Source organism: Pararhizobium sp. LjRoot238, assembly GCF_964252955.1.
Lineage (GTDB): Bacteria > Pseudomonadota > Alphaproteobacteria > Rhizobiales > Rhizobiaceae > Pararhizobium.
Genome location: NZ_CAXUPP020000001.1, coordinates 773,299 through 787,873, shown reverse-complemented (window position 1 = coordinate 787,873; position 14,575 = coordinate 773,299). Strand labels below are relative to the sequence as shown.

At 61.4% G+C, this 14,575-nt stretch carries 14 protein-coding genes; 8 read left to right on the top strand and 6 right to left on the bottom strand.

The window, feature by feature from the left end; all coding sequences use genetic code 11:
- Positions 1–216 precede the first annotated feature (216 nt).
- Entirely contained in the window at positions 217–1,104 is an 888-nt protein-coding gene (gene argB, locus ACSQ3F_RS03980) for an acetylglutamate kinase (RefSeq protein WP_436099030.1), read from the bottom strand.
- 187 nt (positions 1,105–1,291) lie between these two features.
- Here argB and ACSQ3F_RS03975 point away from each other — a divergent pair, with 187 nt between their 5' ends.
- From ACSQ3F_RS03975 to msrB, 4 genes are all read left to right on the top strand, one after another.
- The gene (locus tag ACSQ3F_RS03975) at positions 1,292–1,831 is read left to right on the top strand and encodes a sigma-70 family RNA polymerase sigma factor (RefSeq protein WP_436099029.1); all 540 of its coding nucleotides are present in this window, start codon (positions 1,292–1,294) and stop codon (positions 1,829–1,831) included.
- The gene (locus tag ACSQ3F_RS03970) at positions 1,828–2,544 is read left to right on the top strand and encodes an anti-sigma factor (RefSeq protein ID WP_436099028.1); all 717 of its coding nucleotides are present in this window, start codon (positions 1,828–1,830) and stop codon (positions 2,542–2,544) included. Before ACSQ3F_RS03975 ends, ACSQ3F_RS03970 begins: the two co-directional genes overlap by 4 nt.
- 249 nt (positions 2,545–2,793) lie before the next feature.
- Positions 2,794–3,351 (top strand): fasciclin domain-containing protein, encoded by a 558-nt coding sequence (locus ACSQ3F_RS03965; RefSeq protein WP_436099027.1) that lies wholly within the window; start codon positions 2,794–2,796, stop codon positions 3,349–3,351.
- A gap of 236 nt (positions 3,352–3,587) precedes the next feature.
- Complete coding sequence (gene msrB, locus ACSQ3F_RS03960) at positions 3,588–4,079, top strand: peptide-methionine (R)-S-oxide reductase MsrB (protein WP_436099026.1); 492 nt, start codon at positions 3,588–3,590, stop codon at positions 4,077–4,079.
- 6 nt (positions 4,080–4,085) lie between these two features.
- On the opposite strand, the gene ACSQ3F_RS03955 is transcribed toward msrB, so the two are convergent.
- From ACSQ3F_RS03955 to rpmH, 5 genes are all read right to left on the bottom strand, one after another.
- On the bottom strand, positions 4,086–4,625 hold the full coding sequence (locus ACSQ3F_RS03955; protein WP_436099025.1) for a DUF1269 domain-containing protein: 540 nt from the start codon (positions 4,623–4,625) through the stop codon (positions 4,086–4,088).
- Positions 4,626–4,727: 102 nt separating this feature from the next.
- Positions 4,728–5,381: a ribosome biogenesis GTP-binding protein YihA/YsxC gene (gene yihA / locus ACSQ3F_RS03950; protein ID WP_436099024.1), complete on the bottom strand. Its 654-nt coding sequence runs from the start codon at positions 5,379–5,381 to the stop codon at positions 4,728–4,730.
- A 400-nt stretch (positions 5,382–5,781) separates the two neighbouring features.
- Positions 5,782–7,623, bottom strand: coding sequence for a membrane protein insertase YidC (yidC, locus tag ACSQ3F_RS03945; RefSeq protein ID WP_436099023.1), 1,842 nt, complete (start codon positions 7,621–7,623; stop codon positions 5,782–5,784).
- Positions 7,613–8,011 carry a ribonuclease P protein component gene (gene rnpA / locus ACSQ3F_RS03940; RefSeq protein WP_436099022.1) on the bottom strand — a complete coding sequence of 133 codons (399 nt, stop codon included), beginning with the start codon at positions 8,009–8,011 and terminating at the stop codon, positions 7,613–7,615. The genes yidC and rnpA overlap by 11 nt, the downstream gene beginning before the upstream one ends.
- Before the next feature lie 32 nt (positions 8,012–8,043).
- Entirely contained in the window at positions 8,044–8,181 is a 138-nt protein-coding gene (gene rpmH, locus ACSQ3F_RS03935) for a 50S ribosomal protein L34 (RefSeq protein ID WP_037104763.1), read from the bottom strand.
- A 415-nt stretch (positions 8,182–8,596) separates the two neighbouring features.
- On the opposite strand from rpmH, the gene ACSQ3F_RS03930 reads away from it, so the two are divergent.
- The 4 genes from ACSQ3F_RS03930 (at position 8,597) to ACSQ3F_RS03915 (ending at position 14,518) form a co-directional block, all read left to right on the top strand.
- Positions 8,597–10,603 carry a methyl-accepting chemotaxis protein gene (locus ACSQ3F_RS03930; RefSeq protein WP_436099021.1) on the top strand — a complete coding sequence of 669 codons (2,007 nt, stop codon included), beginning with the start codon at positions 8,597–8,599 and terminating at the stop codon, positions 10,601–10,603.
- A 256-nt stretch (positions 10,604–10,859) separates the two neighbouring features.
- Positions 10,860–11,585, top strand: coding sequence for a TVP38/TMEM64 family protein (locus ACSQ3F_RS03925; RefSeq protein WP_436102030.1), 726 nt, complete (start codon positions 10,860–10,862; stop codon positions 11,583–11,585).
- Between the two features lie 4 nt (positions 11,586–11,589).
- The gene (locus ACSQ3F_RS03920) at positions 11,590–13,014 is read left to right on the top strand and encodes a dihydrolipoyl dehydrogenase family protein (protein WP_436102029.1); all 1,425 of its coding nucleotides are present in this window, start codon (positions 11,590–11,592) and stop codon (positions 13,012–13,014) included.
- 22 nt (positions 13,015–13,036) lie between these two features.
- Entirely contained in the window at positions 13,037–14,518 is a 1,482-nt protein-coding gene (locus ACSQ3F_RS03915; RefSeq protein WP_436099020.1) for a sensor histidine kinase, read from the top strand.
- The last annotated feature ends 57 nt before the right edge of the window (positions 14,519–14,575 follow it).

The following is a 14,575-nucleotide window of genomic DNA, read 5'->3' as shown; positions in this document are numbered from 1 at the left end:
TTCCTGTGCTCGTCACAGGAATCCAGCAAGCCCAAGTCCTTGGGCTTAAAGAGTCTTTTGACCCGACGGACGTCGGGTCGCTGGATCCCCGCCACAAGGGCGAGGATGACGGTGGTGTTGGTTTGCGCCTGTCAAAAAAAAGACGCCGGGGTATCAGGGGTGGAAAGGTCCATCGTAGCCAACGCGGCTCGGGGGCCGCGCTGCCTCTCATCTCCTTTAAGGAACGATCAGCGTTCCCGCGCCCTGTTCCGTGAAGATTTCCAGAAGCACGGAATGGGCGGTCTTGCCGTTGAGGATGACGACGCCCTGGACGCCGGCCTTGATGGCGTCGATGCAGGTTTCGACCTTGGGGATCATGCCGCCGGAGATCGTGCCGTCCTTGATCAGCGCATGCGCCTGGACGACGGAGAGTTCCTTGATCAGCTCGCCGTTTTTGTCGAGCACGCCGGGAACGTCGGTGAGGAAGAGCAGGCGGGTGGCGTTCAGCGCACCGGCGATGGCACCGGCGAAGGTGTCGGCGTTGATGTTGTAGGTATGGCCGTCGCGGCCGGGCGCGACCGGGGCAATGACCGGGATCATTTCGGAGCGGGCGAGCAGATCGAGCAGGGTGCGGTCGACTTCGACGATCTCGCCGACGAAGCCGAGGTCGAGCACGCGCTCGATGTTGGAATCCGGGTCCTTGACGGTCTTCTTGGCCTTTTCGGCAAAGACCATGTTGCCGTCCTTGCCGCAGAGCCCGATGGCCCATTCGCCGGTCTGGTTGATCAGCGCGACGATCTCCTTGTTGATCGAGCCGGCCAGCACCATTTCGACGATCTCGACGGTCTTGGCATCGGTGACGCGCAGGCCGCCTTCGAATTTCGATTCGATGCCCATCTTGGTCAGCATCGCGCCGATCTGCGGGCCGCCGCCGTGGACGACGATCGGGTTGACACCCGACTGCTTCAGGAGCGCGATATCCGCGGCAAACGCCTTGCCGAGCTCGGGATTGCCCATGGCGTGGCCGCCATATTTGACGACAATCGTCTTGTTCTCGTAGCGCTGCATATAGGGCAGTGCCTTGGCGAGAAGGTCTGCCTGGATTTCGCTCTCTGATGCGGACATGGAAATACCTCTGGAAAAAGCCGGGTGCTGTTTAGCGCATGTTTCCGGCGGAGGGAATGATCTGCACGAAAGATAAAGCCAATGTGACATTGGTTTGGCTGGTCGGTTTTATCTGGCGGCCCTCCCTTTTTATCCCCGGATTTCTGCCCTATCTTCGCTGCCACAGGGGCGAGGACCGGAAGCTTTCATGGGCATTGACGATATTTCCACGCTGATCGGCCGGGTTTCGCTGAAGGACCGCGCGGCGTTTACGGCGCTCTACCGCCAGACCAGCCCGAAACTTTTCGCCATTTGCGTGCGTATCTTGCGGGACAGGGCTGAAGCGGAAGAAGCGCTGCAGGAAATCTACATCAAGATCTGGCAGCGTGCCGACCGGTATGTCGCCGGCGAAACCAATCCGATGTCCTGGCTTTCGGCGATCGCACGCAATCATGCAATCGACCAGTTGAGAGCGCGAAAGCCTGTGGCAAACACGATTGACGAGGCCTATGATTTGGCCGATTCTGCTCCTGACCCTGAAAAATCCGCCATCACCAAGGCAGAGGGCCGCAAAATCGACAATTGTATGGGCCAGCTTGAGGCAGACCGCGCGGATGCGGTGCGCAAGGCCTATGTCGAAGGGCTGAGCTACCAGGAACTTGCCGGCCTTTTCGGCGTTCCTCTGAACACGATGCGAACATGGCTGCGCCGCAGCCTTTTGAAACTGAGAGAGTGCATGGAGCGATGACCACACAGGACCCCGAAAGCGGAGATTCCCGCCGCGACCAGGTGATCGCGGGCGAATATGTGCTTGGTGTTCTCTCTGCCGACGACCGCCGAAAGGTCGAGGCACGCATGGTCCTCGACCGCGCTTTTGCGGCCATGGTCAAGCACTGGCAGAGCAATCTTTCTTCCTTCGATGAGAGCTATGAACCGCTCCCGCCGTCGCCGCAGGTCTTCACCGCGATCGAGCGCCGGCTCTTTGTCGAGCAGCCGCAGGCCGCAGCCGGCGGATTCTGGAACTCGCTGGTTTTCTGGCGGATTTTGTCGCTGGCGTCCGTTGCTGGTTTCGTCACCTTTGTCACGGTTGCGTCGGGGATCCTCGAGCCCGCGGACCAGAAACGGCCGCTGGTCGCCGAGCTTGCCGGCGAGGGTAGCGCCGCGATCAATCTTCTGGCGCAGTATGACGCCGGCACCGGTGCGCTGAAGGTGACGCCGGTTGCTGCCAGGCAGGCAGAGGCGAAGTCGCTGGAAGTCTGGCTGATCGAAGGCGACAATCCCGCCAAATCACTCGGCGTCCTGCCGCAGACGGGCGAGGGCGAGATCGTCATCGCGCCGGAACTGCGCGCGAAGTTCGGCGAGGGTGTCACGCTCGCCGTCAGTGTCGAACCGTTCGGCGGCTCGCCGACAGGCGCTGCGACGGGACCTGTCGTCGCTGTTGGAAAGACACGGCTTCCCTGACAGTTTGATCGTATGTCAGTTATCACTGACCAGATGCTGCGCCCCTGCTGCGCAGCATTTTTCATTTTCGCTGCCGATATTTTAAAAAAGCATTTTAATTTCAGTCCGTTGGAAATCTCTCGATTTTCCTGAAACTCTTTTTTCAAATTTCCCGTTACTCGCTTTGTCCTCTGCGCAGAGAACATGAACTCCAGAAAATTGGGAGAGACCCGCAAGGCGGGTCCGCGAGATCAATAGGAAGGAATAGAGATGTTCAAGTCCATGCTGCGCACGGTGACCGTTGCTTCGATACTGGCTGCAGGCGCCTTTGCCGCCCATGCCGGAAACCCGATGGTCGGCGGTGCTCCGATGTACGACAACAAGAATATCGTCGAAAATGCGGTGAATTCGAAAGATCACACGACGCTGGTTGCGGCCGTCAAGGCTGCTGGCCTCGTCGAAACGCTCCAGGGCGCCGGTCCCTTCACGGTGTTTGCACCGGTCAATGCGGCTTTCGACGCGCTGCCTGCCGGCACGGTGGATACGCTCCTGAAGCCGGAAAACAAGGACATGCTGACCAAGGTGCTGACCTGCCATGTGGTGTCGGCCAATGCGATGTCCGATGCCATCAACAAGATGGTGATGGACGATGGCGGCACGCATGATGTGAAAACGGTCGGCGGCTGCGTGCTGAAGGCCAAGGCCGATGGCGGCAAGATCACGCTGACGGACGAGACTGGCGGGGTGGCGACCGTCACCATCGCCGACGTCAAGCAGTCGAACGGTGTCATCCACGTGATCGACAAGGTGCTGCTGCCGAAGTCCTGACGGGGCCACGGCCTTGGGAGCCGGATGCGATCTCGATTGCATTTTCGGCTCCGGGCCGGACCACGTCCCTTCCGGCCTGAAGGCCACCGGCTTCATTCGCCGGTGGCCTTTTCGCATCCGTATTCAAGCACTTCCTCACGCCGGATTGATCGGTATTTGTTTTGCAGTCCGCGGTCGGGAACATTAGGTTGACCACAAGGAATTGCTGGGCGCATCCGGCAAATGGGAGAACGACCATGACGAGCCGCCGCTTTTTTCTTCTTTCCGGCACCGCCGTTTTGGCAGCCGCCGCCTTTCGCGTTTTCACGCCGAAAAGCGTTGCTGCGGAAACGTTCGAAGTGACGAAAACCGATGCGGAATGGAAGGCGATGCTGACTGACGAGCAGTATCGGATACTGCGCCATGAGGATACCGAGCGGCCGTTTACCAGCGCGCTCAACACCGAGAAGCGCAAGGGCATCTTCCATTGCGCCGGCTGCGACCTGCCGGTCTATTCCTCGGAAGCGAAATATGACAGCGGCACGGGCTGGCCGAGCTTCTGGGAATCGTTGCCCAATGCGATCGGCACGCGCGAGGACACGTCACTGTTCATGACGCGCACCGAGTGCCACTGCCGCCGCTGCGGTGGGCATCTCGGCCATATCTTCGACGACGGCCCGCCGCCGACCGGCATGCGTCACTGCATCAACGGCATGGCGATGACGTTTACGCCGGCGACGGCGGCTTGAGCGGCCTTAGAACGTGCCCGGCGTCGGCGATTGCGGCTGGGTGCCGGAGAGCGCTTCCTGGAGCTTCGTCTCCTGCTCCGGCGAGAGCGAGGTCTTGATCACCTTGCCGCGCAGCCCGGCAAATTCCGCCATCACCTTTTCCGGCTGCACCTTGCGCACGAGCACGAAAAGCGCCGAGGAGTCGCTGGGAATGGTTTCGCCGAGCGACTTGATGAAGTCGTCATCGATGCCGTAGTCGGCAAGCGAGCCAGAGAGGGCGCCTGTGCCTGCGCCGATCGCGCCGCCGATGGCAAAGCCTGCAAGCGGGTTGAGGAACAGAAGCCCGACGAGCCCGCCCCACAATGCACCGCTCAAGAGGCCGGAGGTTGCGCCGATCGCGGTCAGGTTCATGCTCTGTTTCAGGTGAACCTTGCCGGCCTCGTCACGCACGACGACGACAGCGTCCTCGAGATCGACCAGATATTCCTTTTTCAGCTTGTGCAGCTTCAGAAGCACCTTGTCGGCTTCGTCCATGTTGTCGAAGCCGATGGCAATCAGATCAGACATGTCGTTTCTCCCTCAACGCTTGACGTCTCGCGGGTGGCCGCAAGGCTACCCCGCGCCGGGAGATAGGGCACATTTGGTGTCGGGGTAGTGTGACTGCCCCGATTAAGAGGCGATTGCGGTCCGGATGGCGCTGCGCAGCTCTTCGAGCCCGTTGCCCTTTTCCGACGAGGTGGAGAGAACCTCGGGGAAAGCCGCCGGCCTCTTTTTGATCTTTTCCAGCGTTTCGGAAATCAGCCTTGGAACCGCCGGTTCCTTGATCTTGTCGGTCTTGGTCAGCACGATCTGGTAAGACACCGCCGCCTTGTCGAGCAGGGCGAGCACTTCCTCGTCGTTTTTCTTGAGGCCATGGCGGCTGTCGATCAGCACGTAGACGCGCTTCAGCGTCGAGCGGCCGCGCAGATAGTCGAAGACCAGCTTGGTCCAGGCATCGACATGTTCCTTCGGCGCCTGCGCATAGCCGTAGCCGGGCATATCGACGAGCGCCATCGGCGGCAGGTCCCCGGCTTCGCCGGAAAAGCCATCTGGCACGAAATAGTTGAGTTCCTGGGTGCGGCCCGGCGTATTGGAGGTGCGCGCGAGACCCTTGTGGCCGACCAGCGCATTGATCAGCGACGACTTGCCGACATTGGAGCGGCCGGCAAAGGCGATCTCGAAGGGACCCTCCGGCGGCAGGAACTTCATCGACGGCACGCCGCGAATGAAGATCCATGGCCGCCCGAAAAGGGGCTTGTCGTCCTGCGGCTTGATGTCTGTCATGGCGGTCCTGTCCTTGGTTCGCTCAGGACTTCGAGGTTTTGCGCCGCCATGTCAAGGAAACTTGCGATTTTCGCGGTTCTGTTTCAATCGAGCGCGCGCCGCTGCCGCCACATTTCGACGCTGAGATAGGTAAGAGCACCACCGTTCCGCCAAGGATGGTGTTGACGCTCGGGATCTCGCCGTGGATGGCCGCGACCCAGAGCGGCGCAAGCACCGTCTCGGCGGTGCCGAGGAGCGCAGCAAGAGCAGAGGTCGCAAACCTTGAGGTGACGATGCTCTTTGCGCCGCCGAAAGACGAAAAAAGCCCCGGATGCGCTGAACTGACCCCCGAAAGTGGATGTCCAATTTTACGGGGTCAGTTCAGCGCGTCCGGGGCTTTTCAATTCGTAGCGATGTCCGCCTATTCGGCCGGTTTCGGCTTCCTCGCGAATAACCCCTTGAGATTGTCGAACAGTTCGACCTTGACGCCGTGGCGTTTCATGATGACCGCCTGCTGAGCGATCGACAGCGTGTTGTTCCAGGCCCAGTAGATGACCAGGCCGGCGGGGAAGCTGGACAGCATGAAGGTGAAGACCAGCGGCATCCAGGTGAAGAGCATCGCCTGGGTCGGATCCGGCGGCGTCGGGTTCATGCGCATCTGCAGGAACATGGTGACGCCCATGATCAGTGGCCAGACGCCGATCATCAGCGCGGCCGGCACGTCGAAGGGCAGGACGCCAAACAGGTTGAACAGCGAGGTCGGATCCGGCGCCGAAAGGTCCTGGATCCAGCCGAAGAACGGCGCGTGGCGCATTTCAATGGTGACGTAGATCACCTTGTAGAGCGCGAAGAACACCGGGATCTGCAGAAGGATCGGCCAGCAGCCGGCGATCGGGTTGATTTTCTCGTCCTTGTAGAGCTGCATCATCGCCTGCTGCAGCGCCATGCGGTCGTCGCCGTGCTTCTTCTTCAGTTCCTCCATCTTCGGCTGAACCTTCTTCATGTTCGCCATCGAAGCGTACTGCTTGCTGGCGAGCGGGAAGAACAGCCCCTTGACGACGATGGTGGTCATCAGGATGGCGACGCCGAAGTTTCCGAAATAACGGAAGAAGAAGTCCATCAGCATGAACATCGGTTTGGTGATGAAGTAAAACCAGCCCCAGTCGATCAGAAGGTCAAACTGCGGGATGGCGTAGGTCGCTGCCTTCGTCTTATCGGTGTTCGTGAAGCTCGAAAAGATCGAGCTGAACCAACTGTCATCCTTTGAATAGCTCTGGACAACGGAGACTTCCTTGGCGCCTGCGAAGACGAGGTTCTTGAGTTCCGTGGACTGGCCAGGAGCGATCGTGATCGCATCCTGCTTATAGTCTGCCTGATAGCGCGGGCGGCCGTCGGGGAAATGCGCGAACTTTGCTTCGTATGGTGTGGCCTGCGGCGGCACGATCGTGGCAGCCCAGTACTTGTCGGTGATGCCAAGCCAGCCGGTGGTTGCCTTGCCGGGTTGGAGAGGCGCTTCGTCCTCGACCTTGCCATAGCCGACTTCATTGAGGCCATGCTCACCGATCACGCCGATGAAGCCTTCATGAAGAACGTAGACGCTCGGCGTCGTCGGCTTGTTGAACCGCGTGACGCGGCCATAGGAGGAAAGCGAGACCGGAGCGCCGCTGCCATTGTTGATGGCGTCGGTGACCTGGAACATGAAATGTTCGTCGATCGAGATGGTGCGGTCGAAGACGACACCCTTGTCGTTGGTGAAGGTGAGCACCACCGGCGTCGCGGTCGTCAGCTTGTCGCCGCTTTTGACCCTCCAGACCGTCGTCGGGCCCGGAACCGTGCCGGTCGCCTCGCTGCCGATGTAGCCGAGTTCTGTGAAATAGCCTTCCGGCGTATCGGCGGGGCTGAAGAGTGTGATCAACGGGCTCTTGTCGTCGACGGTCTCGTGATATTCCTTGAGCTTCAGGTCGTCGAACCGTGCGCCGGTCAGGTTGATCGAGCCGCTCAGCGCCGGCGTGTCGATGGTCACGCGGGCCGATTTGGCGATCGCCTGGTCGCGGGTTTCGACAGCGCCGGGGACGGCGCCGCCCGTCGGCTGGGCCTGGCTTGTTGCCGCCTGGTCTGTTGTGGCCGGGCTGGCCTGCGTCTGGCTCTGCTCCGCCGCAACACGCTCTTTCTCTATCTTGGGATTGACGTAGAGAAACTGCCAGGCGATCAGGATGAGCACCGACAGGGCAATCGCCACGAAGTAATTGCGGTTATTTTCCATCATTCTTTCCTGAAGCCGGCCGGTCGCGGCCGTGAATTTTTTGCTTGCTTTCGATCCGCTCGCGGAGCCCTCCCACCAGCCGCTCGAAGGGAGCGTTGAGGAGGTCGCGCCTGGCGACAATCACATAGTCGTGTCCGGGCTTCATTGCAAACCCGACAGACAGCCGCACCGCCTCTTTCAGGCGCCGGCGCATCCGGTTGCGCTCCACGGCATTGCCGTGCTTCTTGGTGACGGTGAAGCCGCAACGCGGCGGGCTCTCCGGCTCGCCACGATCAAGAACCTCGAGAAGGAACAACGGGCCTTTCCGTTTTTCTCCTTCGCGCACAGCAAGAAACTGCGGCCGGCTTTTCAGCCGCCCGACAGTCGATTTTTGATTATTTGACGCCATGTGCCCGCATTCTTTCTTCGGGCCCGATCGGCTTAAGCCGACAGACGCTTGCGGCCACGTGCCCGGCGGGCAACGATAACCTTGCGGCCACCCTTGGTGGCGATACGTGCACGGAAGCCGTGACGGCGCTTGCGAACAAGCTTGGACGGTTGATAGGTACGCTTCGTCATTTATTTTAATACCGCGGTGTGCGGCCCTTCTTGGGTTTGCTTCTTAGCAAGGGAGCGTTACGTTCCGGGCATGGCGTTGCGCAGGGCAAGGGGACCTGTCCGGACGTGGGCGGCTTATAAGAGCAAAGACGCGCGAAAGTCAATTGCCGGCGTGGAAAAGCCTGGGATTTGCGCGTTTCAGGGCGTTGCGGATCGCATGGAATGTGGTGCGTGGCGCACGGCAAGTTTCAACCAAGGATTGAAAATTGGAATAGCGTAATGTAAGAACATAAAAAAAATACTAAAACGAAACCCCTAGAATTCTACTGGTTCGGGAAGCGTTTTATTAATCACCCCTGTCTTAGTGTCCCTGCATGTAAATGAACCCTTACGTTGTTGTTTTAGGGCTGGTACCGGTTCCAAGGAGACACGTCGCATGAAAATTCGAGGCAAGATCTATCTCATTGTCGGCGTGATGAGCCTGATCACGCTGGCCGTGACGGGCATGGCGCTGACTGTGGTCACCCAATATAACACCAGGCTCGTCCAGTTCGACAACGCCTCGGATCGCGCCTTCAACGGCGAACGCCTGAACCGCCTCGTAACTGCGGTCGTCATGGAATCGCGCGGCATCTACGCGGCTCCGACGGTCGAAAAATCCAAGTCCTTCGCCGAAGGCCTGATGAAGAACCTCGGCAAGATCGATGCACTTCTCACCGATTGGCGGCCTCTGGTGCCGCAGGAGCAGCTTCCAGCGTTTGAGGCCGTGGTCAAGCGTGCTGCCGAATTCCGCACTTTCCGGACGGAGACGGCACGGCTTAGCCAGGAAGTGTCGCCGCAGGCTGCCAACGAGCAGGGCAACAACGAGCTCAACCGCGCCAACCGCAAGGCGTTCCAGGCCGAGATCGACGCCGTCGTGGAAACAGACCGCGCCGCGCTCGAGGAAATCCAGGCGGACTTGAGCGCCATCGAAAAACAGATGATCCTGATCGTTCTTTTGACGGCCGGCATCGGTCTTGTCGCCGGTCTCGGTACTGCTTTCCATATCGGCACCAAGGAACTGAGCCAGCCGATCGTCAAGCTGACGGATACGATGAAGCGGCTTGCCGAGGGCGATCTCGATACGGACGTGCCTTTTGCCGGCCGCAAGGACGAAATCGGCGAGATGGCGAGCGCCGTCGAGGTTTTCAAGCGCAACGGTCTTGCCGTGCGCGAACTCAACGCCCAGGAAACCGCGCTGCGTGAAAAGAGCGCCGATCTGCAGTCGAGCATCGCCGTGGTCGTTGCCGCCGCCGCGGCCGGTGATTTCACCCAGCGTATCAACAAGGACTATGGCAATACCGACCTCAATCGTTTCGCCTCCAGCGTCAACGAACTGGTCGGCAGTGTCGATAGCGGCATCAACGAGACCCGCCGCGTGATCGCCAGCCTCGCCGCCGGAGACCTGACGCAGCACATGGACGGCACGTTCCACGGGGCCTTCGCTGAACTGCAGCAGAACGTCAACGATACGCTGTCCACCCTGCAAAATACGCTGCGCGAGATCCGCACCACCACCGACTCGATCAACGGCAACTCGACCGAACTGCGTTCCGCCGCCGACGACCTGGCAAAGCGCACCGAACAGCAGGCTGCTTCGCTCGAAGAAACCTCGGCGGCGCTCGACGAGATCACCGTCGCTGTTCGCAACTCGACGGACCGCGCCCAGGAAGCGACCGTCATGGTCACCGAGGCCAAGCAGAGCGCTGCCCAATCCGGCGAAGTCGTGCGCAATGCGGTCGAAGCCATGGGGCGCATCGAGCAGGCCTCCAGCGAAATCGGCCAGATCACCAATGTCATCGACGAGATCGCCTTCCAAACCAACCTGCTCGCGCTCAATGCCGGTGTCGAGGCGGCGCGCGCCGGCGATGCGGGCAAGGGCTTTGCCGTCGTCGCACAGGAGGTTCGCGAACTCGCCCAACGCGCCGCCAGCGCCGCCAAGGACATCAAGGGGCTGATTGCCAAATCCGGCTCGGAAGTCGCAACCGGCGTCAAGCTTGTGCAGGAGACCGGCCAGGTTCTCGGCCAGATCGAAACGCGGGTCTTGAAGATCAACGACCATATCCACTCGATCGCCACGGCCGCCCGCGAACAGTCGACGGGGCTCAGCGAAGTCAGCATCGCCGTCAACCAGATGGACCAGGTGACGCAGCAGAACGCCGCCATGGTCGAGGAAGCCAATGCCGCGACCCACAAGCTCTCGGCCGAAACCGACAGCCTCGCCCGGCTGATCTCGCACTTCAAACTCAGCGATGCGCCGCCGCTCAGGGTCGTCGCACCGGTTCGGGAAACTGCCCGTCCGGTTGCCTCGCCGGCTCGCAAGATGCTCGGCACCGTCGCCCGCGCCTTCGGCGGTGCGTCTGCGAGTGCAGCGGCGTCGAAGGACAATTGGGAAGAATTCTGATCCGGTTTCAGGAAAGAACTTGAACGGCAATCCCGCGGCGATCCGATATCGCCGCGGGATTTTTGCATTTCCACGTTTCGATCACGGCGACGTTTTTTGCCGCGATCATTCGTTATTGGTTACGGCCGCTCTTTCCTTCTAAAGCTGCTGTTCATTGAATGAGTTTCGGCCAGCGGGAAGACAGCATTTGAACGTGGAGAAACATGAGACATCGCCGCCGGCGGACAATGCGGTACCGGACGATACGCAGCCGGTTTTGCCGCGCATCCTGCCGCTCGTCCTGCTTGCTGTCGGGTTGGGCGCGGCTTACGGATTGGGGTGGCACCGCTATGTTTCGCTCGATTGGCTGGCCGACCAGCGCCAGGTGCTTCTGGGTTTCGTTGCACTTCACCCCATCAGGGCGGCAGCGCTGTTTTTCGCGGTCTACGTTACCGTCGTCGCGCTTTCCATACCGGCGGCGTCGGTGTTGACGATCTTTGCCGGTTTCCTTTTCGGCTGGCTGGCTGGCGGCGCCCTCGTCGTGGTGGCTGCGACGATCGGTTCCTGCCTGCTCTTTGCGGGCGCGCGCACGGTGTTCGGCGATGTCCTGCGGCGTCGGGCCGGGCCGTTTCTTGCTCGCTTTTCGCAAGGGTTCACCAGGAACGCCTTCAGCTATCTGCTCATCCTACGTCTCGCGCCTGTCTTTCCGTTTTTCGTGGTCAATATCGCTCCGGCCTTTTTTCCCGTCAGCTTGCGGACGTTCGCTGCTGCGACCTTCGTCGGTATCATCCCCGCGACGTTCGCCTATGCCTGGCTTGGCCGGAGCTTCGAGCAGGTCATAGGCGAGGCCGCCGAAGAGGGCCGTGCATTGGCGTTGTCCGATTTTCTCACGCCGCAACTGACATTTGCTTTTGCAGCGCTTGCCGTCATTGCCGCGCTGCCGCTTGTCGTGCAGTTTGTCCGCGAGAAACGGCAAGAGGCCGCAAGTGGCGGGAAAGACTGACGGCGTGACACAGCTTCTGCAACCGGACATCTGCGTGATCGGCGGCGGCTCAGCGGGCCTGTCGGTTGCTGCCGGCGCCGCCGCCTTCGGCGTGCCGGTGGTGCTGATCGAGCGCGGCCGCATGGGCGGCGACTGTCTGAACTATGGCTGCGTTCCCTCCAAGGCGCTGATTGCCGCGGGCCGACATGCCCATGCCGTGCGCAAGGCGGCTGAATTCGGGGTTTTCGCCGGTGAGCCAGCCATCGATTTTGAGAGGGTGCACGCCCATGTGCGCTCTGTGATCGACGCGATCGCTCCGAACGATTCGGTCGAGCGGTTCACCGCCCTCGGGGTCAAGGTGATCGAGGCCGAGGCGCGGTTCGTCGATCGCGACACCATCGAGGCCGGCGGCTTTACCATCCGGGCTCGCCGCTTCGTCATCGCCACCGGGTCATCGGCCATGGTTCCGTCCATTCCGGGGCTCGTCTCCATCGATTATCTGACCAATGAAACCCTGTTCGACCTTACCCGCCTGCCGGATCACCTCCTGATCATCGGGGCCGGGCCGGTGGGGCTGGAGATGGCGCAGGCGCATTCCCGGCTGGGTGCCAAGGTTACCGTCATCGAAGCGGCAAGGGCGCTCGCAAAGGAAGACGCGGAATTGACGCGCGTCGCACTCGACCGGCTGCGCGGCGAGGGAATTACGATCCTTGAGAACAGCCGTGTCCTCTCCGTTGAAAAAGCCGGGCAGGGGGTGCGGCTGCAGTGCGAGACGCAGGAGGGAGCCCGAACCATCGACGGCAGCGCCCTGCTTCTCGCCGCCGGACGCAAGGCCGACACGGCAGGCCTTGGCCTCGATGCGGCCGGCATCGCCGAGACGACAACGGGCATCGCGGTGGATGCCAGCCTGCGCACCGGCAATCGCCGCGTCTACGCGATCGGCGACGCGTCGGGTGGGCTGCAATTCACCCATGCCGCCAATTATCATGCCTCGCTGGTGCTTCGGGAAATCCTGTTCCGGCTGCCGGCGCGGGAAAACCGCGACATCATTCCCCGCGTAACCTTCACCGATCCAGAAATCGCCGCCGTTGGCTTGAGTGAAGAAGAAGCGCGCAAGCGGTATGGACATGTCGAAATCCTGCGCTGGCCGTTTGCCGAGAACGATCGTGCCCAGGCGGAGCGCGCCACGACGGGTCTGATCAAAGTCATCGTGGGAAGGCGCGGCAGAATCCTCGGCGTCGGCATCGTCGGCTCAGGTGCTGCCGAGATGATCAACATGTGGTCGCTGATCATCGCCAACGGCCAGTCGCTGCGGCATCTGGGGCGTGCCATCGCACCCTATCCGACCATGACGGAGATTGGAAAACGCGCTGTCATCGCCTATTATACACCCCTGACACGAAAGCCGTTCGTCCGGGCCGTCATCCGGCTGCTGCGGCGTCTTGGCTGAGGCGGCGGGATCGCGTGAGAACATGACGGCAGAAAAGACAGGGGCAACAGCCTTGCAGAAGCCACCGCGGCGGGCCGGCTTCTTTCACGGGCTTTCCGGCAAGCTGCTGGTCCTCACGGTGTCTTTCGTCATGCTCGCCGAAGTGCTGATCTTCGTGCCGTCCGTCGCCAATATGCGCATTCGCTGGCTGGAAGACAGGCTCAATACGGCGGCTGCGGCCGGTGTGGTGGTTGATGGCCTTCAGGATGTGCAGCTCTCCCGTCCGCTGCAGGAAGAAACGCTGATGGCGACCGGCACCAAGGCGATCGTGCTCAGGCGCAAGGACGAATCGCGGCTGATCGCGGCCGAAGACATGCCGCCGGAAGTCGATGCTCAGTACGATGTCGCGGCGATGACGCCGCTCGCCGCTATCCGCGATGCCTTCGACACACTGCTGTTCGGCGGTGACAAGGTGGTGCGGATCTACGGGCCGGTCGGCGACAGCGACGCGATCATCGAGGTGGTGATGGAGGATCAGAGCCTGCGCAAGGCGATGCTGATCTATTCGCGCAACGTGTTTTTCCTGTCGCTTGCGATTTCGCTGTTTACCGCCATGCTGATTTTCCTGGCGATCCGCCGTCTGATGATCGCGCCGATCCGCCGGATGTCGGCCAACATGCAGGATTTCTCCGCTGACCCCGCCGATCCCGCCCGCGTGCTGCAGCCGGCGCCGGGAGAAGACGAGCTTTCGGTCGCCGGCCAGCATCTGGCGGCGATGCAGCAGCAGTTGCAGAAGACCCTGAAGCAGCAGAAGAACCTCGCCGATCTCGGCCTCGCCGTGTCGAAGATCAACCACGACATGCGCAACATCCTCTCCTCGGCGCAATTGATCTCGGACCGGCTGGCCGATGTCGACGATCCGATCGTCAAGCGCTTCGCCCCGACGCTGTTGCGCACCATCGACCGCGCCGTCGGCTATACGACCGAGGTACTCTCGTATGGCCGCACGACCGAGCCTGCGCCGCATCGGCGTTTCGTCAAGCTCAGGCCACTGGTCAGCGATGTCGCCGAAATGCTGGCGATCGACCCGAATGCCGGTATCGATTTCCGCATCCAGGTACCGGACGACCTGCAGGTCGATGCCGACAGCGAGCAGTTGTTTCGTGTCGTCCACAATATCTGCCGCAACGCCGTGCAGGCGCTGATCAACGATCCGGGCGAGGCCGGCTCCCCCCGCACCATCACCGTCTCGGCGATGCGCACCGGCAGCGTCGTCAGTATTTCCGTTGATGATACCGGCCCTGGCATGCCGCCCAAGGCACGCGAAAACCTGTTCGCGGCCTTCCGCGGTTCGGCCCGCTCGGGCGGCACGGGGCTCGGATTGGCGATCGCCCGCGAACTCGTGCTCGCCCATGGCGGGACCATCGCGCTCGTCGAAAAGCCGACGCCGGGAACGCTCTTCCGCATCGAACTGCCCGACCGTCCAGTGCCGCTCGACGCCTTCCGCTCCAAGGCCCGGCCCTGACCGGAAAGAGCGCCGTCCCGCGCTGATCGGCCGAAAATGACAAGGCGATGACAGCCA